28 protein-coding genes, 1 tRNA gene and 1 riboswitch are annotated in these 25,915 nt (G+C 69.1%); of the genes, 9 read left to right on the top strand and 20 right to left on the bottom strand.

What is annotated here, in order from left to right; translation table 11 throughout:
- The first annotated feature begins 84 nt into the window (after positions 1–84).
- Positions 85–2,400 (top strand): transglycosylase domain-containing protein, encoded by a 2,316-nt coding sequence (locus tag AC07FA_RS00665; RefSeq protein ID WP_479072504.1) that lies wholly within the window; start codon positions 85–87, stop codon positions 2,398–2,400.
- A gap of 9 nt (positions 2,401–2,409) precedes the next feature.
- Here AC07FA_RS00665 and AC07FA_RS00660 read toward each other — a convergent pair whose 3' ends face one another.
- From AC07FA_RS00660 to AC07FA_RS00650, 3 genes are all read right to left on the bottom strand, one after another.
- Entirely contained in the window at positions 2,410–2,730 is a 321-nt protein-coding gene (locus AC07FA_RS00660) for a DMT family transporter (RefSeq protein WP_406450544.1), read from the bottom strand.
- Positions 2,731–2,927: 197 nt separating this feature from the next.
- Positions 2,928–3,269, bottom strand: a complete 342-nt coding sequence (locus AC07FA_RS00655; protein ID WP_479072503.1) for a GroES family chaperonin — start codon at positions 3,267–3,269, stop codon at positions 2,928–2,930.
- Between the two features lie 55 nt (positions 3,270–3,324).
- A complete protein-coding gene (locus AC07FA_RS00650; RefSeq protein ID WP_479072502.1) occupies positions 3,325–3,642 on the bottom strand; it encodes a DUF3618 domain-containing protein in 318 nt (105 codons plus the stop codon).
- A gap of 128 nt (positions 3,643–3,770) precedes the next feature.
- Here AC07FA_RS00650 and bcp point away from each other — a divergent pair, with 128 nt between their 5' ends.
- The 3 genes from bcp (at position 3,771) to AC07FA_RS00635 (ending at position 6,042) form a co-directional block, all read left to right on the top strand.
- Positions 3,771–4,238 (top strand): thioredoxin-dependent thiol peroxidase, encoded by a 468-nt coding sequence (bcp, locus tag AC07FA_RS00645; RefSeq protein ID WP_479072501.1) that lies wholly within the window; start codon positions 3,771–3,773, stop codon positions 4,236–4,238.
- Positions 4,239–4,370: 132 nt separating this feature from the next.
- Positions 4,371–5,867, top strand: coding sequence for a glycine betaine/L-proline transporter ProP (gene proP, locus AC07FA_RS00640; protein ID WP_479072500.1), 1,497 nt, complete (start codon positions 4,371–4,373; stop codon positions 5,865–5,867).
- A gap of 92 nt (positions 5,868–5,959) precedes the next feature.
- Positions 5,960–6,042, top strand: a tRNA-Leu gene (locus tag AC07FA_RS00635).
- Positions 6,043–6,088: 46 nt separating this feature from the next.
- Here AC07FA_RS00635 and rdgB read toward each other — a convergent pair.
- The 4 genes from rdgB to AC07FA_RS00615 all read right to left on the bottom strand — a co-directional run bounded on the left by rdgB (position 6,089) and on the right by AC07FA_RS00615 (position 8,288).
- Positions 6,089–6,691, bottom strand: a complete 603-nt coding sequence (rdgB, locus tag AC07FA_RS00630) for an RdgB/HAM1 family non-canonical purine NTP pyrophosphatase (RefSeq protein WP_479072499.1) — start codon at positions 6,689–6,691, stop codon at positions 6,089–6,091.
- 30 nt (positions 6,692–6,721) lie between these two features.
- Entirely contained in the window at positions 6,722–7,117 is a 396-nt protein-coding gene (locus AC07FA_RS00625) for a hypothetical protein (protein WP_479072498.1), read from the bottom strand.
- Positions 7,118–7,219: 102 nt separating this feature from the next.
- Positions 7,220–7,957, bottom strand: coding sequence for a ribonuclease PH (gene rph / locus AC07FA_RS00620; protein WP_479072497.1), 738 nt, complete (start codon positions 7,955–7,957; stop codon positions 7,220–7,222).
- A 97-nt stretch (positions 7,958–8,054) separates the two neighbouring features.
- The gene (locus tag AC07FA_RS00615; RefSeq protein ID WP_014156020.1) at positions 8,055–8,288 is read right to left on the bottom strand and encodes a PTS sugar transporter subunit IIB; all 234 of its coding nucleotides are present in this window, start codon (positions 8,286–8,288) and stop codon (positions 8,055–8,057) included.
- Positions 8,289–8,509: 221 nt separating this feature from the next.
- Between AC07FA_RS00615 and AC07FA_RS00610 the strand changes: the two genes are divergently transcribed.
- Positions 8,510–9,820 (top strand): PTS transporter subunit EIIC, encoded by a 1,311-nt coding sequence (locus tag AC07FA_RS00610; protein WP_479072496.1) that lies wholly within the window; start codon positions 8,510–8,512, stop codon positions 9,818–9,820.
- 260 nt (positions 9,821–10,080) lie between these two features.
- Positions 10,081–11,346, top strand: a complete 1,266-nt coding sequence (locus AC07FA_RS00605; RefSeq protein ID WP_479072495.1) for a PTS transporter subunit EIIC — start codon at positions 10,081–10,083, stop codon at positions 11,344–11,346.
- A gap of 81 nt (positions 11,347–11,427) precedes the next feature.
- On the opposite strand, the gene AC07FA_RS00600 is transcribed toward AC07FA_RS00605, so the two are convergent.
- Entirely contained in the window at positions 11,428–12,180 is a 753-nt protein-coding gene (locus AC07FA_RS00600; RefSeq protein ID WP_479072494.1) for an MBL fold metallo-hydrolase, read from the bottom strand.
- Between the two features lie 191 nt (positions 12,181–12,371).
- On the opposite strand from AC07FA_RS00600, the gene AC07FA_RS00595 reads away from it, so the two are divergent.
- Positions 12,372–12,833: a type II toxin-antitoxin system PemK/MazF family toxin gene (locus AC07FA_RS00595; RefSeq protein ID WP_479072493.1), complete on the top strand. Its 462-nt coding sequence runs from the start codon at positions 12,372–12,374 to the stop codon at positions 12,831–12,833.
- 91 nt (positions 12,834–12,924) lie between these two features.
- Here AC07FA_RS00595 and AC07FA_RS00590 read toward each other — a convergent pair whose 3' ends face one another.
- The 10 genes from AC07FA_RS00590 to clpS all read right to left on the bottom strand — a co-directional run bounded on the left by AC07FA_RS00590 (position 12,925) and on the right by clpS (position 20,707).
- Positions 12,925–13,875 (bottom strand): PLP-dependent cysteine synthase family protein, encoded by a 951-nt coding sequence (locus tag AC07FA_RS00590; protein ID WP_479072492.1) that lies wholly within the window; start codon positions 13,873–13,875, stop codon positions 12,925–12,927.
- Positions 13,875–14,153 (bottom strand): MoaD/ThiS family protein, encoded by a 279-nt coding sequence (locus AC07FA_RS00585; RefSeq protein ID WP_479072491.1) that lies wholly within the window; start codon positions 14,151–14,153, stop codon positions 13,875–13,877. The genes AC07FA_RS00590 and AC07FA_RS00585 overlap by 1 nt, the downstream gene beginning before the upstream one ends.
- A 97-nt stretch (positions 14,154–14,250) precedes the next feature.
- Complete coding sequence (locus AC07FA_RS00580; RefSeq protein ID WP_479072490.1) at positions 14,251–14,379, bottom strand: putative leader peptide; 129 nt, start codon at positions 14,377–14,379, stop codon at positions 14,251–14,253.
- A 90-nt stretch (positions 14,380–14,469) separates the two neighbouring features.
- Positions 14,470–15,237 carry an ABC transporter ATP-binding protein gene (locus tag AC07FA_RS00575; protein WP_479072489.1) on the bottom strand — a complete coding sequence of 256 codons (768 nt, stop codon included), beginning with the start codon at positions 15,235–15,237 and terminating at the stop codon, positions 14,470–14,472.
- Positions 15,234–16,274: a FecCD family ABC transporter permease gene (locus AC07FA_RS00570; protein WP_479072488.1), complete on the bottom strand. Its 1,041-nt coding sequence runs from the start codon at positions 16,272–16,274 to the stop codon at positions 15,234–15,236. The genes AC07FA_RS00575 and AC07FA_RS00570 overlap by 4 nt, the downstream gene beginning before the upstream one ends.
- Complete coding sequence (locus AC07FA_RS00565; protein ID WP_479072487.1) at positions 16,271–17,263, bottom strand: ABC transporter substrate-binding protein; 993 nt, start codon at positions 17,261–17,263, stop codon at positions 16,271–16,273. Before AC07FA_RS00565 ends, AC07FA_RS00570 begins: the two co-directional genes overlap by 4 nt.
- 37 nt (positions 17,264–17,300) lie before the next feature.
- A riboswitch (cobalamin riboswitch) is annotated at positions 17,301–17,456 on the bottom strand.
- Positions 17,457–17,469: 13 nt separating this feature from the next.
- Positions 17,470–17,892 (bottom strand): M67 family metallopeptidase, encoded by a 423-nt coding sequence (locus AC07FA_RS00560; RefSeq protein WP_479072486.1) that lies wholly within the window; start codon positions 17,890–17,892, stop codon positions 17,470–17,472.
- A gap of 114 nt (positions 17,893–18,006) precedes the next feature.
- Entirely contained in the window at positions 18,007–19,437 is a 1,431-nt protein-coding gene (locus tag AC07FA_RS00555; protein WP_479072485.1) for an amino acid permease, read from the bottom strand.
- A gap of 328 nt (positions 19,438–19,765) precedes the next feature.
- Positions 19,766–20,350: a DUF2017 domain-containing protein gene (locus AC07FA_RS00550; protein WP_479072484.1), complete on the bottom strand. Its 585-nt coding sequence runs from the start codon at positions 20,348–20,350 to the stop codon at positions 19,766–19,768.
- Positions 20,351–20,398: 48 nt separating this feature from the next.
- A complete protein-coding gene (gene clpS / locus AC07FA_RS00545) occupies positions 20,399–20,707 on the bottom strand; it encodes an ATP-dependent Clp protease adapter ClpS (protein WP_185300569.1) in 309 nt (102 codons plus the stop codon).
- Positions 20,708–20,796: 89 nt separating this feature from the next.
- On the opposite strand from clpS, the gene AC07FA_RS00540 reads away from it, so the two are divergent.
- Together AC07FA_RS00540 and AC07FA_RS00535 are read left to right on the top strand one after the other, a co-directional pair.
- Positions 20,797–22,125, top strand: coding sequence for a nicotinate phosphoribosyltransferase (locus AC07FA_RS00540; RefSeq protein ID WP_479072483.1), 1,329 nt, complete (start codon positions 20,797–20,799; stop codon positions 22,123–22,125).
- Between the two features lie 191 nt (positions 22,126–22,316).
- Positions 22,317–22,913, top strand: a complete 597-nt coding sequence (locus AC07FA_RS00535) for an isochorismatase family protein (RefSeq protein ID WP_479072482.1) — start codon at positions 22,317–22,319, stop codon at positions 22,911–22,913.
- A 14-nt stretch (positions 22,914–22,927) separates the two neighbouring features.
- Here AC07FA_RS00535 and AC07FA_RS00530 read toward each other — a convergent pair whose 3' ends face one another.
- Together AC07FA_RS00530 and AC07FA_RS00525 are read right to left on the bottom strand one after the other, a co-directional pair.
- Positions 22,928–23,275: a hypothetical protein gene (locus tag AC07FA_RS00530; RefSeq protein WP_479072481.1), complete on the bottom strand. Its 348-nt coding sequence runs from the start codon at positions 23,273–23,275 to the stop codon at positions 22,928–22,930.
- 123 nt (positions 23,276–23,398) lie between these two features.
- Entirely contained in the window at positions 23,399–25,801 is a 2,403-nt protein-coding gene (locus tag AC07FA_RS00525; protein ID WP_479072480.1) for an immune inhibitor A domain-containing protein, read from the bottom strand.
- Between the last annotated feature and the right edge of the window lie 114 nt (positions 25,802–25,915).

Here is a 25,915-nt window from a genome sequence, read left to right as displayed (position 1 = left end):
GCCCACCACGGGGGAATCCGGAAGTAATCCATACAAAAAGGGCACTATAGGACGACTGACCGAGGCCGAGGAGTCCCCACCGACATGAGCGACGAGCAGCACTGGGCCCCGCGCGACCCCGACGGCCGGCCACTCCCCACCGGCTCACCCGGCGCGAAAGAGAAGAAGGGGCGCAAAAAGCGCCCCAAGCGCACCGGTTGGCGCCGCGCCGTCCCCACCTGGCGCGTGGTCCTCGGCACCGTCCTCGGTATCGCGCTCCTCCTCATCGGCGGCTTCATCGCCGGATACCAGCTCGTCGACATCCCGCCCGCCAACGCCAGCGCCACCGCCCAGTCCAACACGTACCTCTACAAGGACGGCACGGTCATCGCCCGCGACGGCGAGGTCAACCGGGAGAACGTCCGGCTCGACCGGGTCCCTCTCACCGTCCAGCACGCCGTACTCGCCGCCGAGGACCGCGACTTCTACTCCGAGCGCGCCGTCGACATCAAGGCCATGATCCGCGCCGCCTGGAACACCCTCACCGGCAAGGGCAAGCAGGGCGGCTCGACCATCACCCAGCAGTACGTCAAGAACTACTACCTCGGCCAGGAACAGACCGTCGTCCGCAAGGCCAAGGAGTTCTTCATCGCGGTCAAACTCAACCGCGAGGAGAGCAAGGACCAGATCTTCGAGGGCTACCTCAACACCAGCTACTTCGGGCGCAACGCCTACGGCATCCAGGCCGCTTCGCAGGCGTACTACAGCAAGAACGCCGAGGCCCTCACCACCGCCGAAGGCGCGTACCTCGCCTCCCTCCTGAACGCCCCCAGCGCGTACGACGTCGTCGCCCACCCCGAGAACAAGGCCGACGTCCTCGCCCGCTGGAGCTACGTCCTCGACGGCATGGTCAAGGAGGACTGGCTCACCGCCGACGAACGCGCCACCACCCGCTTCCCCGTCCCCGGCGAGGCCAAGCCGTCCACCGGGCTCTCCGGACAGCGCGGATACCTCGTCCAGGCCGCCGAGGACTACCTCACCAGCAACAAGATCATCGACGAGAACACCCTCGCCACCGGCGGCTACCGCATCACCACCACCCTGGAGAAGAAGAAGCAGGACGCCTTCGTCGACGCCGTCGAGAAGAACGTCATGTCCCGGACCAGCGACACCCGGCCGGTCGACCGGAACGTCCGTGTCGGCGGCGCCTCCATCGACCCGGACACCGGCGAGGTCGTCGCCATGTACGGGGGCGTCGACTACACCAGGCAGTACGTCAACAACGCCACCCGCCGCGACTACCAGGTCGGCTCCACCTTCAAGCCCTTCGTCTTCACCTCCGCCGTCGCCAACGACTCCACCACCCAGGACGGCCGGGCCATCACCCCCAACACCCTCTACGACGGCACCAACAAACGCATGGTCGAAGGCCCGGACGGATCCACCGGATACGCCCCCGCCAACGAGGACGACGCCGACTACGGCACCATCACCGTGCGCATCGCCACCGACCGGTCCGTCAACGCCGTCTACGCCCAGATGGCCGAGGATGTCGGGCCCGCGGAGGTCAAGGAGACCGCCATCGGCCTCGGCGTCCCCGAGAACACCCCCGACCTCACCGCGTCCCCGTCCATCGCACTCGGCCCCGCCACCGCCAGCGTCCTCGACATGACCGAGGCGTACGCCACCCTCGCCAACCACGGCAGACACGGCACGTACACCCTCGTCCACAAGGTCACCAAGAACGGCGAGAACATCACGCTCCCGGTCAAGGACACCGAGCAGGCGGTCAGCCGTACGGCCGCCGACACCACCACGTCGATGCTCCGGACCGTCGTCGAGGACGGCACCGGAACCGCCGCCCAGGCCGCGAACCGCCCCGCCGCCGGCAAGACCGGCACCGCCGAGGAGGACAAGGCCGCCTGGTTCGCCGGCTACACCCCCGACCTCGCGACCGTCGTCGCCGTCATGGGCCAGGACCCCGACACCGGTGCGCAGACACCGCTGTACGGAGCCCTCGGCCTGCCCCGGATGAACGGCGGCGGCCCGCCCGCCGCCACCTGGGCCGACTACACCGCCGCCGCCCTCGGCACCGCCGAACCCCAGGAGTTCGACCTCGAACTCCAGGAGGGCGCCGACGAGCCCGCCCCGCCCACCGAGGAAGAACCCGAACCCGACCCCGAGGAGTCCGAGGACACCCCCTCCGAGACACCGTCCGACGCCGCCTCCCCCACCCCGTCCACGGCCCCGTCCCGCAGCCGCCCCGCAGCCAGCCCCTCATCCACGCAGGACGGGACCGACGGCGGTACGGACACGGGAGACACCCAGGGCACTGGAGACACCCCGGAAACGGGCGAAGCCCCCGGCGACGCCGGAGGCTTCTTCGAAGGGGCACACGGCGCACGCCCGCAGGAGCACTAGGCCCCGGAATCAGTGACCCGAGGTCGCCTTTAGACCCACCACGGCCACCAGCAGCAGACAGACGAAGAAGATCCGGGCCGCCGTGGCGGGCTCGCCCAGCACCACCATGCCGAGCACCGCCGCACCGGCCGCGCCGATACCGACCCACACCCCGTACGCCGTACCGATCGGCAGCGTCTTCGCCGCATGGGACAGCAACACCATGCTGGCGACGATCCCGAGGCCCGTGAACACGCTCGGCCACAGCCGGGTGAACCCCTCGGTGTACTTCATCCCGATCGACCAGCCCACTTCGAGCAGACCGGCGACAACCAGCAGGACCCAGGCCATGACGGCACCTTTCGACGAGAAACACGCGAACAACACGGTGCGTTGTCTTTGCAAGGCCCGGTACGGCGCGTCTCGTCGGGGTCCCCCACCGTAGCAAAAAATGACAAAGAGCCCGGTGACCCCAGTCACCGGGCTCTGTCACCGGGCTCTTTGCCCATACCGCGGACCACACATGCGGACCACGCGGATCATGCGGACTACAAATACAGCCCCGTCGAATCCACCGAACCCTCGAAACGGTCCGCGGCCACCGCGTGCAGATCCCGCTCCCGCATCAGCACGTACGCCACACCCCGCACCTCCACCTCGGCACGGTCCTCGGGGTCGTACAGCACCCGGTCACCCGGCTCCACCGTCCGTACGTTCTGGCCGACCGCCACCACCGCGGCCCACGCCAGCCGTCGGCCGACCGCGGCCGTCGCCGGAATCAGAATGCCACCGCCCGAGCGCCGCTCGCCCTCGGGCGAATCGGTCCGGACCAGCACGCGGTCGTGCAGCATCCGGATGGGCAGCTTGTCGTCGTGGGTGTTGTCGCTCACGAGCCGAAACCTACCTGCTCGGACCCGCGCAACACGCCCCAGGGGGTGGGGCCCGTCACTTCCTGCGGCGCGCCGACACCGTGAGCAGGCCCACGACGCCGACCATGAGCAGCGCCGCCGGAATCACCCGCTCCAGACGCGGCGAACCATCCTTCGAAACGAACTGCGCCTTCACGTCCGACACCGAACGGTTCACGGCCACGAACGCGCGCCCGGCCGTCCGGTCCACCGTCCCGGCCACCTTGGCCTTCGCGTCACCCATGATCGTCTTCGGGTGCATGCGCACCCCGATCTCATCGAGCACCACGGCGAGCTGGTCGCGCCTGGTGATGATGTCCGCCTCGATCTGCGCAGGGGTCCTGGCATCCGACACTGCGCCGCCTCCGTGGTCGTCGTCCGGTAAACCTTCATCGACAGTCTGTCAGCTCGACCGCCCAGACACCCGGCGGCACCCCTATTACGCTCGGTGCCAAACACCTGATGTGCCACTTGAGGAGAACCATGAGCGAGCGACTCCAGCCCGGCGACACCGCCCCGGCCTTCACCCTTCCCGACGCCGACGGCAACGAGATCTCGCTCGCGGACCACAAGGGGCGCAAGGTCATCGTCTACTTCTACCCGTCCGCGCTTACCCCCGGCTGCACCAAGCAGGCCTGCGACTTCACCGACAACCTGGACGTCCTGGCCAGTGCCGGATACGACGTCATCGGCGTCTCCCCCGACAAGCCGGAGAAGCTCGCCAAGTTCCGCGAGAAGGAAAACCTCAAGGTCACCCTGGTCGCCGACCCCTCCAAGGAGACCCTGGAGGCGTACGGCGCCTTCGGCGAGAAGAAGCTCTACGGCAAAGTGGTGACGGGCGTCATCCGTTCGACCATCGTGGTCGACGAAGAGGGCTCGGTGGAGCGCGCCTTCTACAACGTGAAGGCGACCGGCCACGTGGCCAAGATCATCAAGGATCTCGGCATCTGAGGACCCATGTGCCGATCACCGCAGGCCGAGAGCGTGTGACCCACGTCGCAATCGGCCGGTGAGTCGGTTTGCGGCTGCCATGACCGAACAGAAGCCTGTCCTGGAAACGTCTTCCGAGGAAAGGAACCGGCCATGGCGGCCTCCGACCCCCATCAGGGGGCCGACCCAGAAGCGGTCAAACGCCACCCCACCCTCTTCCGTGCCATCCGGAAGCGTCAGAACCCCAAGCTGCGTCGGACCGACATCACCGTCACCGACGACAAGGCAGTGAAGCGGGCGGTGAAGGCGGCGTCGCTCGGCAACGCCATGGAGTGGTTCGACTTCGGTATCTACTCCTACCTGGCCGTCACCCTCGGGCATGTCTTCTTCCCGTCCGGGAACGACACCACCCAGCTCCTCTCCTCCTTCGCGACCTTCGCGGTGGCCTTCCTCGTACGGCCGCTCGGCGGGATGTTCTTCGGACCGATGGGCGACAAGATCGGCCGGAAGAAGGTCCTCGCCCTCACGATGATCCTGATGGCGATCGGCACCTTCGCCATCGGGCTCATCCCCTCCCACGACACCATCGGCGTCTGGGCCCCCGTCCTGCTGATCCTCTTCCGGATGCTCCAGGGCTTCTCCACCGGTGGTGAGTACGGCGGCGCGTCCACGTTCATCGCGGAGTACGCCCCCGACAAGCGCCGCGGCTTCTTCGGCAGCTTCCTCGAATTCGGCACGCTCGCCGGTTACGTCGGCGCGGCCGGGCTCGTCACCGCCCTCTACGCCCTCCTCGACACCACCCAGATGGAGTCCTGGGGCTGGCGCGTCCCCTTCCTCGTCGCGGGCCCCCTCGGCCTCGTCGGCCTCTACCTGCGACTGCGTCTGGACGAGACGCCCGCGTTCCAGAAGCTGGAGGGCGGCACCGCCCACGCCACGGAGGCGGCCGACGGCGTCGAGACCACGGCGAAGGGCGACCTCGCCAAGATCTTCCGGCAGTACTGGCCGACGCTGATCCTCTGCGTCTGCCTGGTCGGCGCGTACAACATCACCGATTACATGCTGCTGTCGTACATGCCGACGTACCTCTCCGACGAACTCGGCTACAGCGAGACCCACGGCCTGCTCATCCTGCTCGCCGTCATGCTCTTCCTGATGGTGGTCATCAGCCAGTTCGGCAAGCTCTCCGACCGCTTCGGCCGCAAACCGCTGCTGATGACGGGCATGCTCGGCTTCCTGTTCCTCTCCCTGCCGGCCTTCCTCCTGATCCGCCAGGGCAGCATCCCCGCGATCACCATCGGCATGCTGATGCTCGGCCTCTCCCTGGTCTGCATGCTGGGCACGATGTCCGCGGCGCTCCCGGCCCTGTTCCCGACGAACGTCCGCTACGGGTCCCTGTCGGTCGGCTACAACATCTCCGCGTCGATCTTCGGCGGTACGACTCCGCTGGTGATCACGGCCCTGATCAGCTGGAGCGGCTCGAACCTGATGCCGGCGTACTACTCGATGGCCGCGGCACTGGTCGGCGTGATCGCGGTGGCCTGCATGAAGGAGACGGCCAACAAGCCGTTGGCGGGCTCCCCGCCGTCGGTGGAAACGGACGAGGAAGCGGCGGAACTCTGCCACGCCCAGAGCCCGGACCCGAAGTTCTGACCCAGCGCCCTCTCGGGGGCGCCGAGCGAAAGCCTCTCAGCGACTGCCTCATGTTCCGCTGACTGCTCGTCTTGTAGCATGACGGGCAGCGCGCGGCTGTTGCTGAATGGTATAAGCGGGTGTTTTAGGGGCACCTGGGAGCAATCCCATGTGGGTTCGAGTCCCACCAGCCGCACCCAGGAAGGGCCGTCCCGGCAACCGGGGCGGCCCTTACGCATGGCTCAGCCCACCAACTCCCGCACCACCGGCACCAGCGCCCTGAACGCCTTGCCTCGGTGGCTGATCGCGTTCTTCTCCGACGGGGTCAGTTCCGCGCACGTGCGCGTCTCGCCGTCCGGCTGGAGGACCGGGTCGTAGCCGAAGCCGTTCATGCCGGACGGGGTGTGGCGCAGGGTGCCCAGGAGGCGGCCTTCGACCACGCGTTCCGTGCCGTCGGGGAGGGCCAGGGCTGCCGCGCAGGCGAAGTACGCGGTGCGGTGGGGGGCGTCGATGTCGGCGAGTTGGGCCAGGAGCAGGTCCAGGTTGGCCTTGTCGTCGCCGTGGGTGCCGGCCCAGCGGGCGGAGAAGATGCCGGGGGCGCCGCCGAGTACGTCGACGCAGAGGCCGGAGTCGTCGGCGATGGCCGGGTGGCCGGTGGCGCGGGCGAGGGCGTGGGCCTTGAGGAGGGCGTTCTCCGCGAAGGTGACGCCGGTTTCCCTGACGTCGGGGATGTCGGGGTACGCGTCCGCGCCGACGAGGTCGTGGGTGAGGCCTGCGTCGGCGAGGATCGCGCGGAGCTCGGTGATCTTCCCGGCGTTGCGGGTGGCGAGGATGAGGCGGGTCATGTCCCGATTATCGCCGGGCGGAGCGGTGCCCTAGGGGGTGCAGACCTTGCCGATCTCGGTGGCGGCGTCGGTGACCGGGGTGATGTCGGGGGTGGCGTCGCCGGACTCGATGGAGCCGCGGACGTTGGTGACGCCGGCCTGGAGGTCGTCGACGGCCTTGCTGAGGTCGGCGTCGTCGGTCTTGCCGCCGAGGTTCTTCAGCTCCTTGTCGATCTCGTCCAGGGCTTCGGACGCCTGCGTCGGGTCGTCGGCGGCGGTGGAGACGGCCTGCTGGAGCTTGTTGACGCTGGTGGCTATCGCGTCGGCGGTCTGGACGCAGTCGAGTGCCTTGTCGAGGGCGCTGCAGCCGACGGCCGTGGTGAGGGTCAGCAGGGTGGCCGTGACGGCGAGTGCGATGCGGTGGTGACGGTGGTGGCGCGTGGCCATGGTGCGGTCCCTCCCCGGGGGTTGATACGCGGACGGGCGCACGGTTCGACCCGTGCGCCCGTACTCGTAACGACGCTGTGCGGTGCGTTCTTGGTTGCTTCTTTACTCGCCGAGGGTGCGGGCGAGGGCTTCGAGCTGGATCGCGGTGAGGTTCTCGCAGCCCGCGGTGGCGAGGTCGAGGAGCGCGTTCAGTTCCTTGCGGTCGAAGGGCTCGGCCTCGGCGGTGCCCTGGACCTCGACGAAGCGGCCGTCGCCGGTGCAGACGACGTTCATGTCGGTGTCGGCGCGCACGTCCTCCTCGTAGCAGAGGTCGAGGAGGGGCGTGCCGTCGACGATGCCGACGCTGATGGCGGAGACGGTGCCGGTCAGCGGCTTGCGGCCGGCCTTGACGATCTTCTTGGTCTGGGCCCAGGCGATCGCGTCGGCGAGGGCGACGTAGGCGCCGGTGATGGCCGCCGTGCGGGTGCCGCCGTCGGCCTGGAGGACGTCGCAGTCCAGGACGACGGTGTTCTCGCCGAGTGCCTTGTAGTCGATGACGGCGCGCAGGGAGCGGCCGATGAGCCGGCTGATCTCGTGGGTGCGGCCGCCGATCTTGCCGCGTACGGATTCGCGGTCGCCGCGGGTGTTGGTCGAGCGCGGCAGCATCGAGTACTCGGCGGTGACCCAGCCCTCGCCGCTGCCCTTGCGCCAGCGCGGGACGCCTTCGGTGACGGAGGCGGTGCAGAAGACCTTGGTGTCGCCGAAGGAGATGAGTACCGACCCTTCGGCGTGCTTGCTCCATCCGCGTTCGATGGTGACGGGGCGGAGCTGTTCGGGGGTGCGGCCGTCGATGCGAGACATGGGGGAAGCCTAATGGTCGTACGCGTACGCACGGGACCGGCCGCCGATCCCTGGGGGCAGGGGGCGGCGGCCGGTGGGGTGAGCCGGTGTCAGCGGGTCACATCATGTCTTCGATGTCGGCGGCGATGGGGTCGGCGTCGGTGCCGATGACGACCTGGATCGCGGTGCCCATCTTGACGACGCCGTGGGCTCCGGCGGCCTTGAGCGCGGCTTCGTCGACCTTGCTGGGGTCGTGGACCTCGGTACGGAGGCGGGTGATGCAGCCTTCGATCTCGTCGATGTTCTCGATACCGCCGAGCCCGGCGACGATCTTCTCAGCCTTGCTGGCCATGTCCTACTCCCTGGTCTTTGCGTGCTGTGAGCGGCCCACCATGGGTCCGTTTCGTCACGGTAACGCACGGTTGGCCCAACTTCGCAGGCACGTATCCGGCTGATCACGAATGATGACGATCACCGGCGCCCTGTCCTGCGAGCGGGCTCCGCACCGTACCGCGACTGGTCTACACCAGTTTGCAACAACCGCCAAACCAGGCGTGTTCCGGGAGGATGCCGATGAGCTCCAGCAGCGCAGCAGTGCCAGAACGGAAGTGGTGGAACGGCCTCTTCCAAGGACTGCAGAAGATGGGCCGCAGCCTCCAGTTGCCGATCGCGGTTCTTCCGGCCGCGGGCATCCTCAACCGGCTCGGTCAGCCGGACGTCTTCGGCGACGACGGCCTGGGCTGGACGAACGTCGCCAAGGTGTTCGCGGCCGCGGGTGGCGCGCTGCTCGATTCCGGACTGGGTCTGCCCCTGCTCTTCTGCGTCGGTGTCGCCATCGGCATGGCGAAGAAGTCGGACGGTTCGACGGCACTGGCGGCCGTGACCGGCTTCCTCGTCTATTACGCGGTGCTGCACGCCTTCCCGGTGGACTGCGCCGAGGGTTCGACGTTCACGTCGGGCGGCACGTGGTTCGGCACCTGCGTCGACGGAGACGCAACGGTGACTCCGGCCGCGTACCAGAATCCCGGCGTGTTCGGCGGCATCGTGATGGGCCTGATGTCGGCCTGGTTCTGGCAGCGCTTCCACCGGGTCAAGCTGGTCGACTGGCTGGGCTTCTTCAACGGCCGCCGGCTCGTCCCGATCATCATGGCCTTCGTCGGCCTGCTCTTCGCGGCCCTCTGCGCGTGGCTGTGGCAGCCCGTCGGCGACGCGCTGGTCAGCTTCTCCGAGTGGCTGGTGGACCTGAACTGGCTGGGCTCCGGCATCTTCGGTATCGCCAACCGCGCGCTGCTGGTGTTCGGCCTCCACCAGTTCCTCAACACGTTCGTCTGGTTCCAGTTCGGTGACTACACCAAGCCGGACGGCACGATCGTGCACGGTGACATCAACCGCTTCCTGGCGGGCGACCCGACGGCGGGCCAGTTCACCACTGGGTTCTTCCCGATCATGATGTTCGCGCTGCCGGCCGCGGCGCTGGCGATCTACCACTGCGCGAAGCCGCACCGGCGCAAGGCGGTCGGCGGCATGATGGTCTCGGTCGGCCTGACGTCGTTCGTGACGGGCATCACCGAACCGATCGAGTACTCGTTCCTCTTCGTCGCGCCCCTGCTGTACGCGATCCACGCGGTGCTCACCGGTGTCTCGATGGCGGTGACCTGGGCGTTCGGGGTGAAGGACGGCTTCAGCTTCTCGGCGGGCCTGATCGACTACGTCATCAACTGGAGCCTGGCGACCAAGCCCTGGCTGATCATCCCGATCGGCCTGGCCTTCGCGGTGGTGTACTACGCGATCTTCCGGTTCGCCATCACGAAGTTCGATCTCCAGACCCCTGGGCGCGAGCCCGACGAGGTCGAGGAGGAGATCGAGAAGAATCTCACGAAGTAGGCCGCGCACGGCTTCACCCGGCCCCACGAAGGCCCCCGGACCGCATGGTCCGGGGGCCTTCGTCATGTCACGGAGGGTGCCGGACGAACTACTTCCGATCAGAGGGAATTCGCAGGTTCCTTATCTAACGTTCACCGTGCTAAAACTGGTCTACACCACTGAGTGGTCCAGACCACGCGGCACTGACCCGCCGCGTTTCTCGAGTCGCCGCCTCCTCGCATTCATGACCTGGGCGGCGCCTTGCCCAATGGAGGAAGTTGATGTCCACGGCTGGCACCGCACCCGCGGTCACCAAGAAGAAGGGCGCCGGCGCGATGGCTGTCATGCAGCGCATCGGCCGCAGCCTCATGCTGCCGGTCGCGGTGCTGCCCGCAGCTGCCCTGCTCGTCCGGCTCGGCAACACCGACATGCTGGGCCGCGACTCGTTCCCGACCGTCATCACGAAGCTCGCCGGTTACATGGCCGCGGGCGGCGGCGCCATTCTCGACAACATGGCGCTGCTGTTCGCCGTCGGCATCGCGATCGGTTTCGCGAAGAAGTCGGACGGATCGACCGCGCTCGCGGCGGTCACCGGCTACCTGGTCTTCCAGAAGGTCCTCGCCACCTTCACCGACAGCAACCTGCCGAAGGTCGCCTCGGTCGTCGACGGCAAGATCGTCATGAACGAAGCCCCGGTCAACGCCGGTGTGCTCGGCGGTGTCGTGATCGGCATAGTCGTGGCCCTGCTGTACCAGAAGTTCTACCGGACGAAGCTGCCCGACTGGGCGGGCTTCTTCAGCGGCCGTCGTCTCGTCCCGATCCTGTCCGCCTTCGCGGGTCTGCTCATCGGCATCGTCTTCGGCCTCATCTGGCCGGTCCTCGGTGCGGGTCTGCACAACTTCGGTGAGTGGCTGGTCGGTTCCGGGGCCGTCGGCGCGGGCATCTTCGGTGTCGCGAACCGTGCGCTGATCCCGGTCGGCATGCACCACCTGCTGAACTCCTTCCCGTGGTTCCAGGCCGGCGAGTACGACGGCGCCCACGGCGACATCGCCCGCTTCCTGGCCGGTGACCCGCAGGCCGGACAGTTCATGACCGGCTTCTTCCCGATCATGATGTTCGCCCTCCCGGCGGCCTGCCTCGCGATCGTCCACTGTGCGCGTCCCGAGCGCCGCAAGGTCGTCGGCGGCATGATGTTCTCCCTCGCGCTCACCTCGTTCGTCACGGGTGTCACCGAGCCGATCGAGTTCACCTTCATGTTCATCGCCCCGGTTCTGTACGCGATCCACGCGGTGCTCACCGGTGTCTCCATGGCCCTGACCTGGGCACTCGGCATGAAGGACGGCTTCGGCTTCTCGGCCGGCCTGGTCGACTTCGCCCTGAACCTCGGTATCGCCACGAAGCCCTGGATGCTGGTTCTGGTCGGCCTCTGCTTCGCGGTGGTCTACTACGTGGTCTTCCGCTTCGCGATCACCAAGTTCAACCTTCCGACGCCGGGCCGCGAGTCCGACGAGGAGCTCGCCGAGCTCCAGAAGGCCGAGGCCAAGTAGGCCCCGCCCGTACGACGACGCCGAAGCCCCCGCCCCTCCCGCAGGAGGGACGGGGGCTTCGGCGTGTCCGGCCGCCGGACCCTAGACCTCGTACACCGCGCCCGGGGCCGCCAGCTCGACCGGGCCGTCGTACGCCTCGCGGGCGTCGGCCACGTTGCGGGTGGCGTCCGTCCACGGCGGGATGTGCGTGAGCACGAGGCGTCCGGCTCCGGCGCGCGCGGCGTGCTCGCCCGCCTCGCGGCCATTGAGGTGAAGATCCGGGATGTCTTCCTTGCCGTCGACGAACGACGCCTCGCACAGGAAGAGGTCCGCGCCCGCGGCGAGTTCGTCCAGGGCCTCACAGGGGCCGGTGTCACCGGAGTAGGTGAGCGTCCGGCCGCCGTGCTCGACCCGGATGCCGAAGGTTTCGACGGGGTGGCAGAGCTGTTCCGTACGCACCGAGAAGGGGCCTATCTCGAACGACCCCGACTTGAGCGTGTGGAAGTCGAAGACCTCGCTCATCGCCCGGTCGGACGGGGTGTCGGCGTGGGCCGTGGTCAGCCGCTGTTCGGTGCCGTCGGGGCCGTACACCGGGATGGGGGCGGAGCGTCCCCCGTCGTGCCGGTAGTAGCGCACCACGAAGTACGCGCACATGTCGATGCAGTGGTCGGCGTGGAGGTGGCTGAGGAAAATCGCGTCGAGGTCGTAGAGACCGACGTGGCGCTGCAGCTCGCCGAGGGCGCCGTTGCCCATGTCGAGGAGCAGCCGGAAGCCGTCGGCCTCTACGAGGTAGCTCGAGCAAGCCGAACCCGCGGACGGGAACGAGCCGGAGCAGCCGACGACGGTGAGCTTCATGGAGCGTGAACCTCCGAGACGTGGGAACGGGGAGGGTTCGTGCGGTTCCTGCGGTGCGGTGAGCGGTGCGTTGAACGGTTCGTCGAGCGTAAGGCGCGAAACACCCGGTCGCTCCTCCACAGCCTGCCGTTGTGGGGGAACTCACCTGCTGTGTCACCGGTTCGATGGAAGGCGCCGGTACGGTCGTTCGTATGAACACGTCCTGGTGGGTGGCGCTCGCCGCGGTCGTCCTGCTCGCACTGGCCGTGGCGGTGGTGGACGGCCGGGGGCGCGGCGGCCGGGGCCGCCCGGGTGGGCGCACCCGTCCGCCGGGCCGGCCCGCGGGGCCGCGGCGCGGTGCCGGGCAGGGGCCTCGGCCGGGCGAGATCTGGTGGGCCGAGGTGCCGTACGAGGACGGGCCCGGGTCGAAGGACCGGCCGTGTCTCGTGCTGTCGGTACGGGGTGGCACGGCCGTCGTCGCCAAGATCACCAGCAAGCACCGCGCCGAGCGGCCCGGGGTGATCACGCTGCCGCCGGGGACGGTGGGGGACGCGCGGGGGCGGCCGAGCTATCTGGAGCCGGAGGAGACGCGTCGTGTGGCGGTGCGGGGGTTTCGGCGACGGGTGGGCGAGGTGGACCCGGGGGTGTGGGCCCGGGTGCGCGGGGCGCGGTGAGGCGGCGGTGCGGGTGCGGGCCCGAGAAGTGCCGAAGCGCCGGACGGGCTGAGGTTCCAGCCCGTCCGGCGCTTGAGGACAGTCGTACGGGCTACGCCCAGAGCTGGCCCTGGAGCGTTTCGATGGCCGCTTCCGTCGTGGGGGCCGTGTAGACGCCCGTGGACAGGTACTTCCAGCCGCCGTCCGCCACGACGAAGACGATGTCGGCGGACTCGCCGGCCTTCACGGCCTTGTTGCCGACGCCGATCGCGGCGTGCAGGGCCGCGCCCGTGGAGACGCCCGCGAAGATGCCCTCCTGCTGGAGGAGTTCGCGGGTGCGGGTGACCGCGTCGGCCGAACCGACCGAGAAGCGGGTGGTGAGGACCGAGGCGTCGTACAGCTCGGGGACGAAGCCCTCGTCGAGATTGCGGAGGCCGTAGACGAGGTCGTCGTAGCGCGGCTCGGCCGCGACGATCTTGATGCCTTCGACCTGTTCGCGCAGGTAGCGGCCCACGCCCATGAGCGTGCCCGTCGTGCCGAGGCCGGCCACGAAGTGGGTGATGGACGGGAGGTCCGCGAGGATCTCCGGGCCGGTCGTCGCGTAGTGGGCGCCCGCGTTGTCCGGGTTGCCGTACTGGTACAGCATCACCCAGTCGGGGTGCTCGGCCGCGAGTTCCTTGGCGACGCGGACGGCCGTGTTGGAGCCGCCCGCCGCCGGGGACGAGATGATCTCGGCGCCCCACATGGCGAGCAGGTCGCGGCGCTCCTGCGAGGTGTTCTCCGGCATGACGCAGACGATGCGGTAGCCCTTGAGCTTGGCCGCCATGGCGAGCGAGATGCCGGTGTTGCCGCTGGTGGGTTCGAGGATCGTGCAGCCGGGGGTCAGGCGGCCGTCCTTCTCCGCCTGTTCGACCATGTGGAGCGCGGGGCGGTCCTTGATCGAGCCGGTGGGGTTGCGGTCCTCCAGCTTGGCCCAGATGCGTACGTCGTCGGACGGCGACAGCCGGGGCAGGCGGACCAGGGGCGTGTTGCCCACGGCCGCCAGCGGGGAGTCGTACCGCATCAGCGCATGCCGCCGGCGACGGCCGGGAGGATGGTGATGCTGTCGCCGTCGTTCAGCTTCGTCCCGATGCCGTCGAGGAAACGCACGTCTTCGTCGTTCAGGTACACGTTCACGAAGCGGCGGAGCTCGCCACCGTCGACGATGCGCTCCTGGATGCCGGTGTGGCGGCTCTCCAGGTCGGCGAACAGGTCGGCGACGGTCGCCCCGCTGCCCTCGACCGCCTTGGCGCCGTCGGTGTAGGTGCGGAGGATGGTCGGGATGCGGACCTCGATGGCCATGGCGTGGGCTCCTGTCGGAAGCGGAGAGGTGGCGTGGGGCGCGCGTTTCTGCCCCCGCGCAGGGGGTGGGGCGTGTGGGTGGCGCTCGGGCCGCGGCTCAGACCGTGCGGCTCACGGGCAGGCTGCGGCTGGGACAGATCGCGCTGGACAGCCTGCACAGGTCGACGTGCAGCCGCGCGACGAGCAGCATGCCCGGCGTCTTGTCGCTCACGTCATGGAGAACCATGCGGTCATCGTATCGATTCCCCCCCGGGAAACCCGAGTGTGATCTCGCATGATGGATGCGAAGTGTTCACTGTGTGGACAGAGCGGGCCGTCAGGGAAGGTAGACGACGGTCGGCGCGCCCGTCGTGGGGTGCTTTGTGACCTCTGCCGTGACGCCGTACACCGCGCTGAGCAGCTCCGGAGTGAGGACGTCCGCAGGGGTGCCGGAGGCGACGACCCGGCCGGCCTGGAGTACGTAGACGCGGTCGCAGTAGTACGCGGCGAGGTTGAGGTCGTGCAGGGCGAGGAGGTTCGTCGTGCCGAGGTCCCGGACGAGGGACAGGATCTCCAACTGGTAGCGGATGTCCAGGTGGTTGGTGGGTTCGTCGAGGACGACGAGTGACGGCTGCTGGACGAGTGCGCGGGCGACCAGGGCGCGTTGGCGTTCCCCGCCGGAGAGCGAGGCGAACGTACGGGGGGCGAGTGCCGTGATGCCCACGCGGTCCAAGGCCTCGGTGACGAGGGTGTGGTCGGCCGCGGTGTCCGTTTCCCAGAAGCGCTTGTGCGGGGCGCGTCCCATGGTGACGACCTCGCGGACGGTCAGCTCGAAGCCTGCCTGGCCGTCCTGCGGGACGGTCGCGATCCGGCGGGCCCGGGCCTTGACGGGGAGGGTGGCGAGGTCGTCGCCGTCCAGGAGGACCCGGCCGTGGGTGGGGCGGAGGGTGCCGTACACACAGCGGAGGAGGGTCGTCTTGCCGCTGCCGTTGGGGCCGACGAGGCCGACCGTCTCGCCGGGTGCGGCGGTCAGGTCGACGGAGTCGACGAGGTGCCGGCCCTCGCCGGTCCCGTACGAGAGGCCCTCGGTGCGCAGGGTCGTCATGCGGGCGCTCCTTCGGGGCGGCGGCGCAGCATCCAGAGGAAGAACGGGCCGCCGGTGAGGGCGGTGAGGACGCCGACGGGGATGTCCTGGGGTGCGGCGACGGTACGGGCGGCGAGGTCGGCCAGGACGAGGAAGACGGCGCCGCCGAGCGCGGCGACGGGCAGCAGCGCGCGGTGTCCGGCGCCGACGGCCATCCGGGCCATGTGCGGCACCATCAGGCCGACGAAACCGATCGCTCCGCTGTACGCGACGAGGGCGCCGGTGAGGAGGGATACGAGGACGAAGACGGCGGCCCGGAAGCGTGCGGTGTCGAGCCCGAGGACGGTGGCGCCCTCCTCGCCGACGAGCAGCAGGTCCAGGGGGCGGGCGATGGCGAGGAGCAGGGCCGTACCGGCGACGAGGACCGTCGCGGGGAGGGCGAGCATGTCCCAGCGGGCCGAGCCGAGGCCGCCGAGCGTCCAGTAGAGGACTTCCTGGAGGTGGTCGGCGCGGGCGGAGGTGACCAGGATCAGGCTGGTGAGCGCGGACAGGATGTAGGAGACGGCCACTCCGGCGAGGACGAGCCGGTTGGTGGTGAGGCCGGAGCCGCCGCGGGCCAGGGTGTAGACGAGCAGGAGTGAGCCGAGGGCGCCCGCGAAGGCGGCGGCGGGGAGGGTGACGGTGGTGGCGCGGCCCGCGCCGACACCGAGGACGATGACGAGGACGGCGCCGGTCGACGCGCCGGAGGAGACGCCGAGGAGGAAGGGGTCGGCGAGCGGGTTGCGGACCAGGGCCTGGAGGACGGTGCCGATGACGGCGAGTCCGGCGCCGACGACGATGCCGAGCAGGACGCGGGGCAGCCGTACGTCGAGGACGATGGTACGGAAGGGGCTCGGTCCGGCCCGCCCGGTGAGGATGTCGAGGACCTGGCCGGGCGGGATGCGGACGGAGCCGAGTGCGAGGGCGGCGACGACGGCCGCACCGAGGACGGCGGCGAGGACGCCGACGACCAGGGTGCGGCGCAGCCGCCGACGCGTGTCGGGGGTGCGGCAGCTCACTGTGCGGCGGCCGTCTCCGGGTGGAGCTGGGCGGCGAGGGCCGTCACGGCCGCGGGGGCGCGGACGCCGAGGACCGCGTCGGAGAGCGGCAGTACGGCGAAGCGCTTGTTCTTGATCGCGGGGACGTCCGCGAGTGCCGGGTCGTCCAGGAGGCGCTTCTTCTTCTGGGCGACTGTGGTGGCGCCGTAGTCGTAGATCAGGACGACGTCGGGTTCGCGGGCGACGACGTTCTCCCAGGAGGCGTCGCCGAAGGGCTTGTCGAGGTCGGCGAAGACGTTCCGGCCGCCGGCCCGGGTGATCATCTCGTTGCCGATGCCTTTGCCGCCCGCGGTGAAGGCGGTCTTGTCGCCGCTGTCGTAGACGAACACGGAGACGGGGTCGACGCCCTTGAGCTTCCCGGCCGCTGAGGCGTTGGCGGCCTTCGCGTCGCGGATCCAGCGTTCGGCGCGGTCGGTGACGCCGAAGGTGCGGCCGACCTCACGCACCTCCTCGTAGAGGGTGTCCATGGCGGTGTCGCTCGTACCGCAGTACTCGGTGTTGAGGCGGCTGTCGATGCCGGACTTCTTCAGGGCCTCGCGGCTGCGGCCGTCGCTCGCGGCGAACGCGGAGGCGTAGCCGCCGTAGACGAAGTCGGGTGCGGCGGCGAGGAGCTTCTCGTAGGAGGGGTACTCCTTGGCCAGGACCGGGGTGGCCGCGTACTCCTCCGCGTACTTCGGCAGGACCTCGTCGTCGAGGTAGGCGGTGCCGACGAGGGTGTCGGCCAGGCCGAGTTCCAGCATGACTTCGGTGACGTGCTGGTTCATGGTGACGACGCGCTTCGGGGGCGCCTCGTACGTGGTGGTGACACCGCAGTTGGTGACGGTGTACGGGAAGCCCGGCGCCGCTTTCGCGTCCATGGGGGTGTTCTTCGCGTCCGCGGTGGAGCAGGCGGTGAGGGCGAGCGGGAGCAGCAGCAGGGCGGCTATGAGCGCGGGGGTGCGCCTGGACATGGCGGGCCTCTCCGGGGGATTTCCGCGTCCCCTGGTCGATGCGAGAAGGCGGCAGGCCAGTTCCTGACTTCCGTTCCCCGTCCGGGAGACGACTCTCCCGGGGGTTCGGCCACAGTGGCGGGACCGTGCCGGATTCGCACCGGCTTCCTGGTTCCTGCCGCCTCGTTGGTCTGCGTGCAGTCTGTCAGACCGCGCTCACGGACGGGTCAGTACGCCTCGACGACCTTGACGTCTTCCTCCGTGATCTCGCCGTCCACGATGCGGTACGAGCGGAACTGGAAGGGGCCCGCGTCGTCGGTGTCCGCGGTGGAGACCAGGACGTAGTGGGCTTCGGGCTCGTTGGCGTACGTGAGGTCGGTGCGCGAGGGGTAGGCCTCGGTCGCCGTGTGCGAGTGGTAGATGATCACGGGCTCCTCGTCGCGGTCGTCCATCTCGCGGTAGAGCTTCAGCAGGTCGCCCGAGTCGAACTCGTAGAACGTGGGCGAGCGGGCGGCGTTGAGCATGGGGATGAAGCGTTCGGCGCGGCCCGTTCCGGCCGGGCCGGCGACCACGCCGCACGCCTCGTCGGGGTGGTCCGCTCGGGAGTGCGCGACGATCTGGTCGTACAGCGCCTGGGTAAGGGTCAGCATGGCGTTCAGGATATGCATGAGGGCCCGCGCGTACCGGGGAGTGGTACGGGCGGGCCCACATGGTGGACGGGGCCGTTGGGGCGGCCGGGCGTCCGGGGAGGCCTTCGGGCGGGGTCAGCGCTTGACGAAGGCGGTGTTCTCGGGGTTGCGGGCCTTGAGCACCAGGTAGGAGACACCGAGGATCAGGGCCCAGAGCGGGGCGCAGTACAGCGAGATCCTGGCGTCCTTGTCGACGGCCATCATGACGATGACGAGGCCGATGAAGGCGAGCGCGAACCAGCTGGTGAAGGGGGCGCCGGGGGCCCTGAAGGTGGACTGCGGCAGCTCACCGCGGTCGGCCTTGGCGCGGTAGCGGATCTGGCAGACCAGGATCATGATCCAGGCCCACATGCCGGAGATGGTCGCGAAGGAGACGACGTAGTTGAACGCGTCGCCCGGCCACTGGTAGTTGATCCAGACGCCGACGAGCATCAGCGCGGCGGAGAAGGTGGTGCCCACCAGCGGAAGGCCGTTCTTCGTCAGCTTGGTGAACGACTTGGGGCCCTGGCCGTTGAGTGCCAGGTCGCGGAGCATGCGGCCGGTGGAGTACATGCCGGAGTTGCAGGAGGAGAGCGCCGCGGTGAGGACGACGAAGTTGACGATGGCGGCGCCGACGCCGAGACCCATCTGCTCGAAGGCTTCGACGAACGGCGAGACGCCCGGCTTGAACGTGCTCCACGGCACCACGGAGAGGATCATGATCAGCGCGCCGACGTAGAAGACGGCGATGCGCCACGGCACGGTGTTGATGGCCTTGGGCAGGACGGTCTTCGGGTCCTTGGACTCGCCCGCGGTGACGCCGACGAGCTCGACGGCGAGGAAGGCGAACATCACGATCTGGAGGGTCATCAGCGTGCCGCCGATGCCCTCGGGGAAGAAGCCCCCGTCGTTCCAGAGATTGGCGACGGTGGCGGTGTCCCCGGCGTCGGAGAAACCGATCGTGAGGACGCCCGCGCAGATCAGGATCATGCCGATGATCGCGGTGACCTTGACCATCGAGAACCAGAATTCGAGCTCACCGAAGAGCTTCACGGAGATCAGGTTGGCGCCGTACAGAATGACCGTGAATACGAGCGCGGACAGCCACTGGGGAATGTCCCACCAGTACGTCATATAGGTGGCGGCGGCCGTGACCTCGGTGATTCCGGTGACGACCCAGAACAGCCAGTACGTCCAGCCGGTCACGAACCCGAAGAACGGGCCGACGAATTCGCGGGCGTACTCGGAGAAGGAGCCCGACACCGGGCGGTACATGAGGAGTTCGCCCAGGGAACGCATGATGAAGAAGATCACCAGGCCTGCGATGGCGTAGGCCAGGATGAGGCTGGGCCCCGCCCGGTCGATGGCCTTGCCCGCGCCCAGGAAGAGTCCGGTGCCGATGGCTCCGCCGATGGCGATCATCTGGATCTGCCGGGCTCCCAGACCGCGCTGGTATCCCTCGCCCGATGTTTCGGCATGCGCGGGCTCCTGGCCCGCGTGCCCGTTGTCGACCTGTGCCGATGTCATGGGTGGTGCGCCTTTCTCCACGCCGATCCGCGCCCTCGCAGGCTGCGGATCAGGTCCTGATCCCCCCGGATATGGATGGAGTGCCGCCGGCGTTCGGCCGGCCTGTAGCGCCCCCGGGGACAGGGGTGGCGTCCCCGGGCGGTCGTGAAGATTTATCACGCATACCCGGGCGGCCCAGGAGTCATCGTGTGGCACACACCACAGGAAAAAGCGGACAAGCGTTTCCAGGCGCAGCAAAAAAGGCCATTCAGGTGACGGGATCGTTATTCGGATTTGAGCGTCCGTTGAGCGAACACCGCCGGCTCCGGCGCACACCGCACGCGCGGCCTTACGGCATCAGGGTCTCGACGAGCGTTTCCTGGAGGGCGCCGAGCCAGAGGTAGGCCATCACCATGGGCTTGCGCGGATCGCTGTCGGGAAGGCGGTACAGCGAGCCCTCCTCGCCACCGTCCTCGTCGGAGACCTCCAGACGGGTGCCGATGGTGAGCCGCAGGTCGTTGAGGGACCCCAGCCAGTTGTGGCACTCGTCGGCGGTGAGCCGGAGCACGGCGCCGCCGTCCCCGACGGGCGAGAGCGCGTCCAGGGTCCTGATGACGGTGAGGGCGTCGTCGCGCTTGCGGGAGCGCAGGTCGTTCTCGGTGAAGCGGCGGAATTCGGCGGACGCCTCCCGCAGCTCCTTGTCCTCGTCCCCGTACGCCTCGGGGAAGAGGCGGGCCAGGGCGGGGTCGGACGGCGGTTCGCTGGGGCCCTCGGCGAAGAGTGCGGCCAGCGGGTCCTCGCCCTCGGCGGGCTCGTCACCCGGACCGATCAGTTCCAGCAGCTGGACGGCGAGGGAGCGCAGGATGGCGATCTCGACCTCGTCGAGCGCGACGGCCGCGCCGCCGCCGGGGGTGGCCTCGAAATGGCCGGCCATGGATTCTCCGATGGTGGGGCGGAAGGAGGGGCGGGGTCGACGGCGAGGCTAGTTGCGGTCCTGGGTCAGCGTCGCCCAGAGGCCGTAACCGTGCATGGCCTGGACATCGCGCTCCATCTCCTCGCGGCTCCCGCTGGAGACGACGGCGCGGCCCTTCTGGTGGACGTCCAGCATCAGCTTGTGGGCCTTGTCCTTGGAGTAACCGAAGTACGCCTGGAAGACGTAGGTCACGTAGCTCATGAGGTTGACCGGGTCGTTGTGCACCAGCGTCACCCAGGGGACGTCGGGCTCGGGGACGACGGAGGTCTCCTCGGCCGATTCGGGACGTTCGATCTCTACGGGGGCAGCAACGCTCACCTACCCCATGCTGCCACCCGGGAGGGCTCATCGCACAAACGGACCCTACATCTCGTCACTTTGACGAAATAGGGGGTAGCATCCGTGTCATGAACTCAGCGGACCTTGGGCGACGGGTCGGTGTGCCGTCGACCGCACTCTTCACCGACCAGTACGAGCTCACGATGGTGCAGGCCGCACTGAAGGCCGGTACCGCGGACCGGCACTCGGTGTTCGAGGCATTCACCCGGCGGCTGCCCGAGGGGCGGCGCTACGGAGTGGTCGGAGGCACCGGGCGGGTACTCGACGCGGTGGAGAACTTCCACTTCGACGACGAGATGCTGACCTTCCTCCGCGACCGGAACGTCGTCGACGCACCGACACTCGAATGGCTGGCCGACTACCGCTTCAGCGGTGACATCTGGGGCTACCCGGAGGGCGAGGTGTACTTCCCGGGCTCGCCGATCCTGCGGGTCGAGGGCTCCTTCGCCGAGTGCGTGCTGCTGGAGACGGTGATCCTCTCCATCCTCAACCACGACTCGGCGATCGCCGCCGCGGCCTCCCGGATGTCGGCCGCGGCCGGTGGTCGCGGCCTGATCGAGATGGGTGCCCGGCGCACGCACGAGCTGTCCGCGGTGGCGTCGGCGCGCGCCGCGTACGTCGGCGGCTTCGACACCACGTCCGACCTGGCCGCGGGCTTCCGGTACGGCATCCCGACCGTGGGGACGAGCGCCCACGCCTTCACCCTGCTCCACGACACGGAGCGCGACGCGTTCCAGGCCCAGGTGGACTCCCTCGGCCGGAACACGACCCTGCTGGTCGACACGTACGACGTGACCGAGGCGGTCCGTACGGCGGTGGAGATCGCGGGTACGGAGCTCGGGGCCGTACGGATCGACTCCGGCGACCTGCTCCTGGTCGCGCACCGGGTACGGCAGCAGCTGGACGAGCTGGGCGCCACCGAGACGAAGATCGTGGTGACGTCCGACCTGGACGAGTACGCGATCGCCTCCCTCGCCGCCGCGCCGGTCGACGCCTACGGAGTGGGAACCCAGCTGGTCACGGGCAGCGGCCACCCGACCTGCTCGATGGTCTACAAGCTGGTCGCCCGCGCCGGCTCGGCCGACCCCGCGGCCCCGCTGCGTCCGGTCGCCAAGAAGTCGCTGGGGGCCAAGTCCTCGGTGGGCGGCCGCAAGTGGGCCGCGCGCCGGCTGGACGAGCACGGGGTGGCCGAGGCCGAGGTGATCGGCACCGGGCCGGTCCCCGAGGAGCTGGCCGACCGGCAGCTGCTGGTGGAGCTGGTGCGGGGTGGTGAGGTCGTCGCGCGTGAGCCGCTGGAGGCCGCCCGGGTCCGGCACATCGCCGCCCGCGGGGGTCTGCCGATGTCGGCGGGCCAGCTGTCGCGCGGTGAGCCGGTGATCCCCACCGAGTACGTGTGAGGGGTGCCCGGGCCGTCCGGGCGCCGCTTGCCCCCGACCGCCGCAAGGAATTGAGGGTGCGCGCCGGCACCGGGGCCCCCGGACGGGCTTGATTGTGGGGCGGGAGTCTCTAGGCTCGATGGCATCCCCACCCGGCCCGGCCCGTCGCACCTCTCCCCCCGTCGCCACTCCCCCACCGAAGGACACCCGCCATGCACCGCGCGTTGATCGTCGTGGACGTTCAGAACGACTTCTGCGAGGGCGGCAGCCTCGCGGTGGCGGGAGGCGCCGATGTCGCCGCCGCCATCACCGACCTGATCGGTGAGGCCCAGGCCGGTTACCGCCATGTGGTCGCCACCCGCGACCACCACGTCGACCCGGGCGACCACTTCTCGGACCGGCCCGACTTCGAGCACTCCTGGCCGGCGCACTGCGTCGCCGGTACGGAGGGGGTGGGCTTCCACCCGAACTTCGCCCCCGCCGTCGCCTCGGGCGCCATCGACACCGTCTTCGACAAGGGCGCGCACGCCGCGGCGTACAGCGGCTTCGAGGGCGTCGACGAGAACGGGGTCGGTCTCGCCCAGTGGCTGCGGGACCGCTCCGTCACCGAGGTCGACGTGGTCGGTATCGCCACCGACCACTGCGTCCGGGCGACGGCGCTCGACGCGGCCCGCGAGGGCTTCACGACCCACGTACTGCTGGATCTGACCGCCGGCGTCGCCGAGGGGACCACCGAGAGGGCCCTGTCGGAGCTCCGTACGGCGGGCGTGGAGCTCACCGGGAAGCCGGTGGTCCAGCCGGCCGCCTGAGCCGCCCGGAGCCCTCAGGCGGCCGGGCGGACCGGGCCCGCGTAGCCGCCGCCGGATCGCAGCAGGGCCCGGATCGGGTGCCAGAGCTCCTGGCCCGTCTGCGGCGAGGTCCGCCACAGCAGGCCGTCCGGGTGGTGCAGCACAGCGGTGATCTCGTCCGGAGTGGGCGGCTGGGCGTTCCCGCGGAGGTAGACGGCACGCAGGCCCAGGTTGCGCAGCCGGGTCAGGGCGCGGGCCCGGTTGACCGCGTGCACGAGGACCCGTACCGGCGCGGCCGGGTCGGTCCCCCCGGCCGTGTGGGTCAGGGTGAGTGCCACCACCACCGTGCCGTTCGGCAGTCTGCAGAAACCTCCGCCAGCCATCTGTCGCGCTCCCCCATGAGACATCGTGTCAATAAGGATCTGAACAAGAGGCACCTAAACACGATCGGCCGCCGCCCGCTAGAGGGCGACGGCCGATCATGGTTTGACCTGCTGTGTTACGGATTACTTGGTCGACGGACCAACCAGGACGGTCATCGTCGAGCCGCTGCGCGGCTCGCTGACGATCGAGATCCGGGTGTTGGTGTCAGCGACCTTGACACTTCCCGTCGGGTTCTCCGCGTACCAGTACGTGCCCTTGCGGTCGTCGAAGACCGGGACACCGCGCGACGGCTTGATGCGCAGCGGCACGTCGGCGTTGTGGAGCGTGAAACCGTCGGTCTGCTGCCAGCTGAACGGCGCGTCGAACGGCTGGATCTTGTTGCGCAGCAGCGAGCCGTTGGCCCACTTCATCGGCTTGGCGTGGGAGTCGACCGGAAGGATCAGACCCTGGCCGTGGTGCTGGGAGGTGTTGTTGTCCTTCTGGGACTTGTCCCAGAGCCACACCATCAGACCGTTCTGGTAGGGGTAGTGCTCGACCCAGTCGGGACGGGTCGTCGAGAAGCCGAAGTTGTACGGGCCGACCTTGAGGGTCTTGTCGTACGACACGTACTGGCGGTTCTCGGCGATGTAGTACTGCGGGTAGTCGTTCGTGAACGACTCACCGATCCGCGAGAAGCCCTTGACGGTCCAGCCGTTGTCGTCGCCCTCGGCGTTGTCCGTGAAGAGCGCGGCACCGTCGGCGGTCACCGTGATGGCGTCGGCCGTGAAGCCCTTGCCGCCCGCGCCGCCGTCCGTCTGGTAGCGGAAGCGGAGGTCGATCTTCTTGCCCGCGTAGGCGTTCAGGGAGTACGAGAGCTTCTTGTACGCGCCCGAGACGTCGGTGAGCGCCGGCTTGTCGCTGGCGTCGCGCGGGATCGCCTTGCCGTCGGCCGTGCCGTCGAGCGCGGTCCAGCTGGCGCCGCCGTTCTCGGACACCTCGGTGTAGAGGTAGTCGTAGTCGGCCTCGATGTCGTACCAGCCCGAAAGGTCCAGCGACGCGGCGGACTTGCCGGTGAGGTCGACCGAGCGGGTCAGGGTGTTCGACAGGTCGTCGCCCATGTCGCTCCACCACTGCTTCGAGCCCTCGGCGGGCTTGGTGACAGAGGTGGTGACGGCCTTGTCCGGGAGCTCGACGACGAGCGCCTGCTTGTCCTTGGTGTTGTACGCGGACACGCCCAGCTTGTGCAGCGAGCGCTTGCCCGCCTTGGCGACGTCGTAGTCGAGCCAGCCCAGCTGGAGCTTGTCCCAGGCGGTCATGTCGCCCGGCAGGTTGCCGATCTCGCCCTTGCCGGTGCCGAGCCAGGAGCCCGCCGACATCAGGGACCAGAAGCCGACCGAGTTCTCGCCGCCGCCGGAGGTGTCGTACAGGTCCGGGAGGCCGAGGTCGTGCGCGTACTCGTGGGCGAAGACGCCCAGGCCGCCGTTCTCGGGCTGCGCGGTGTAGTCACCGACCCAGATGCCCGTGTCACCGATCTGCGCGCCACCGGCCTTGTTGTTGGCCGGGCCGGTCGCACCGGCGTTGGTGCCGTACGCGTACCAGCGGTGCGCCCACAGCGCGTCGGTGCCCTGGGCACCGCCGCCCGCCGACTCGTCCTCGCCGGCGTGGACCAGCTGGAAGTGGTCGATGTAGCCGTCGGACTCGTTGAAGTTGCCGTCACCGTCGAAGTCGTAACGGTCCCACTGGTCGTACTGCGCCAGGTCCGCCTTGATCTCGTCGAGCGTGCGGCCCTTGGCCTTCTGGTCCGCGACCCACGCGTTCACGCCGTCGCGGACGGTGTCCCAGACGTTGGCGCAGTTGGTGCTGCCGCAGTAGTTGGAGCCGTAACGGGCCTCGTTGTACGGGACCTTGACCCAGTCCGAGACCTCGCCGTCGACCGAGTAGCGGCCGGAGGAGGTCTTCTCGTAGTAGGTCTTGAGCGAGTCGACGCCCTTGCCCTCGCCGAAGTACAGCTCCTGGAAGTGGGCCTGGTTGTAGTCGGCCTTCCAGGCGGTGCTGTTGTCCTTCGCCGGGTCGGGCTCGGCTATCTGGTTGTGCGCCGGGCCGGGCGTGCCACCGAACTTCTTGACGGGCGGCTTGGGGCCGTCGCCGTCCGGGTCGAACATGGTGGTGTTGTCGACCTGGTCGCCGAACTCCACCAGGATGGTGAAGATCTTGTCGGTCTTCTCGCGGCCGAGCTCGACGTACTTCTTGTCGTCGAGCTTGACGACCTTGGAACCGCCGCGGTTCGCGACCTTCTTCTCGCCGGAGATGACCTGCTCCAGGGCGGCCTGACGCTGTGCGTCCTGCTGCTCGCTGAAGGGTCCCTCCAGGTCGTGGTCGTGCCCCTTCGCCGGAGCCGCCGGGTCACGGCGGTCGACGAGGGAAGCACCGGAGCCCGACGTCTGGTCGTCTGCCTGGGCGGTGGCGAAAGCCGAAGCCGTCGCGGCGCTCGCGGCCAAGGCCACGGCAACCGCGGTGGCGCGGAGCGCACGTCTCTTAGTGGTCACTTGATGCAGTCCTCCCCAGCGCCCGCGTCCGCGGCCTGGGGGTTACTGACCGGCCGCGCGCGTAAACGCGTCACAAGTGACGACATTCGATCGGAGTTACGGAAGAAAAGACAG

Source organism: Streptomyces sp. NPDC045968, assembly GCF_056430475.1.
The sequence above is the reverse complement of the archived record's forward strand: the minus strand, read 5'-3'. Positions and strand labels throughout refer to the sequence as shown.

What these genes read in the sequence shown, in the direction of transcription:
- AC07FA_RS00665 (WP_479072504.1), top strand. Translation starts at nt 85, where the DNA reads ATGAGCGACGAGCAGCACTGGGCCCCGCGCGACCCCGACGGCCGGCCA.
- AC07FA_RS00660 (WP_406450544.1), bottom strand. Translation starts at nt 2,730, where the DNA reads ATGGCCTGGGTCCTGCTGGTTGTCGCCGGTCTGCTCGAAGTGGGCTGG.
- bcp (WP_479072501.1), top strand. Translation starts at nt 3,771, where the DNA reads ATGAGCGAGCGACTCCAGCCCGGCGACACCGCCCCGGCCTTCACCCTT.
- proP (WP_479072500.1), top strand. Translation starts at nt 4,371, where the DNA reads ATGGCGGCCTCCGACCCCCATCAGGGGGCCGACCCAGAAGCGGTCAAA.
- rdgB (WP_479072499.1), bottom strand. Translation starts at nt 6,691, where the DNA reads ATGACCCGCCTCATCCTCGCCACCCGCAACGCCGGGAAGATCACCGAG.
- AC07FA_RS00625 (WP_479072498.1), bottom strand. Translation starts at nt 7,117, where the DNA reads ATGGCCACGCGCCACCACCGTCACCACCGCATCGCACTCGCCGTCACG.
- rph (WP_479072497.1), bottom strand. Translation starts at nt 7,957, where the DNA reads ATGTCTCGCATCGACGGCCGCACCCCCGAACAGCTCCGCCCCGTCACC.
- AC07FA_RS00615 (WP_014156020.1), bottom strand. Translation starts at nt 8,288, where the DNA reads ATGGCCAGCAAGGCTGAGAAGATCGTCGCCGGGCTCGGCGGTATCGAG.
- AC07FA_RS00610 (WP_479072496.1), top strand. Translation starts at nt 8,510, where the DNA reads ATGAGCTCCAGCAGCGCAGCAGTGCCAGAACGGAAGTGGTGGAACGGC.
- AC07FA_RS00605 (WP_479072495.1), top strand. Translation starts at nt 10,081, where the DNA reads ATGTCCACGGCTGGCACCGCACCCGCGGTCACCAAGAAGAAGGGCGCC.
- AC07FA_RS00600 (WP_479072494.1), bottom strand. Translation starts at nt 12,180, where the DNA reads ATGAAGCTCACCGTCGTCGGCTGCTCCGGCTCGTTCCCGTCCGCGGGT.
- AC07FA_RS00595 (WP_479072493.1), top strand. Translation starts at nt 12,372, where the DNA reads ATGAACACGTCCTGGTGGGTGGCGCTCGCCGCGGTCGTCCTGCTCGCA.
- AC07FA_RS00590 (WP_479072492.1), bottom strand. Translation starts at nt 13,875, where the DNA reads ATGCGGTACGACTCCCCGCTGGCGGCCGTGGGCAACACGCCCCTGGTC.
- AC07FA_RS00585 (WP_479072491.1), bottom strand. Translation starts at nt 14,153, where the DNA reads ATGGCCATCGAGGTCCGCATCCCGACCATCCTCCGCACCTACACCGAC.
- AC07FA_RS00580 (WP_479072490.1), bottom strand. Translation starts at nt 14,379, where the DNA reads ATGGTTCTCCATGACGTGAGCGACAAGACGCCGGGCATGCTGCTCGTC.
- AC07FA_RS00575 (WP_479072489.1), bottom strand. Translation starts at nt 15,237, where the DNA reads ATGACGACCCTGCGCACCGAGGGCCTCTCGTACGGGACCGGCGAGGGC.
- AC07FA_RS00565 (WP_479072487.1), bottom strand. Translation starts at nt 17,263, where the DNA reads ATGTCCAGGCGCACCCCCGCGCTCATAGCCGCCCTGCTGCTGCTCCCG.
- AC07FA_RS00560 (WP_479072486.1), bottom strand. Translation starts at nt 17,892, where the DNA reads ATGCTGACCCTTACCCAGGCGCTGTACGACCAGATCGTCGCGCACTCC.
- AC07FA_RS00555 (WP_479072485.1), bottom strand. Translation starts at nt 19,437, where the DNA reads ATGACATCGGCACAGGTCGACAACGGGCACGCGGGCCAGGAGCCCGCG.
- AC07FA_RS00550 (WP_479072484.1), bottom strand. Translation starts at nt 20,350, where the DNA reads ATGGCCGGCCATTTCGAGGCCACCCCCGGCGGCGGCGCGGCCGTCGCG.
- AC07FA_RS00540 (WP_479072483.1), top strand. Translation starts at nt 20,797, where the DNA reads ATGAACTCAGCGGACCTTGGGCGACGGGTCGGTGTGCCGTCGACCGCA.
- AC07FA_RS00535 (WP_479072482.1), top strand. Translation starts at nt 22,317, where the DNA reads ATGCACCGCGCGTTGATCGTCGTGGACGTTCAGAACGACTTCTGCGAG.
- AC07FA_RS00530 (WP_479072481.1), bottom strand. Translation starts at nt 23,275, where the DNA reads ATGGCTGGCGGAGGTTTCTGCAGACTGCCGAACGGCACGGTGGTGGTG.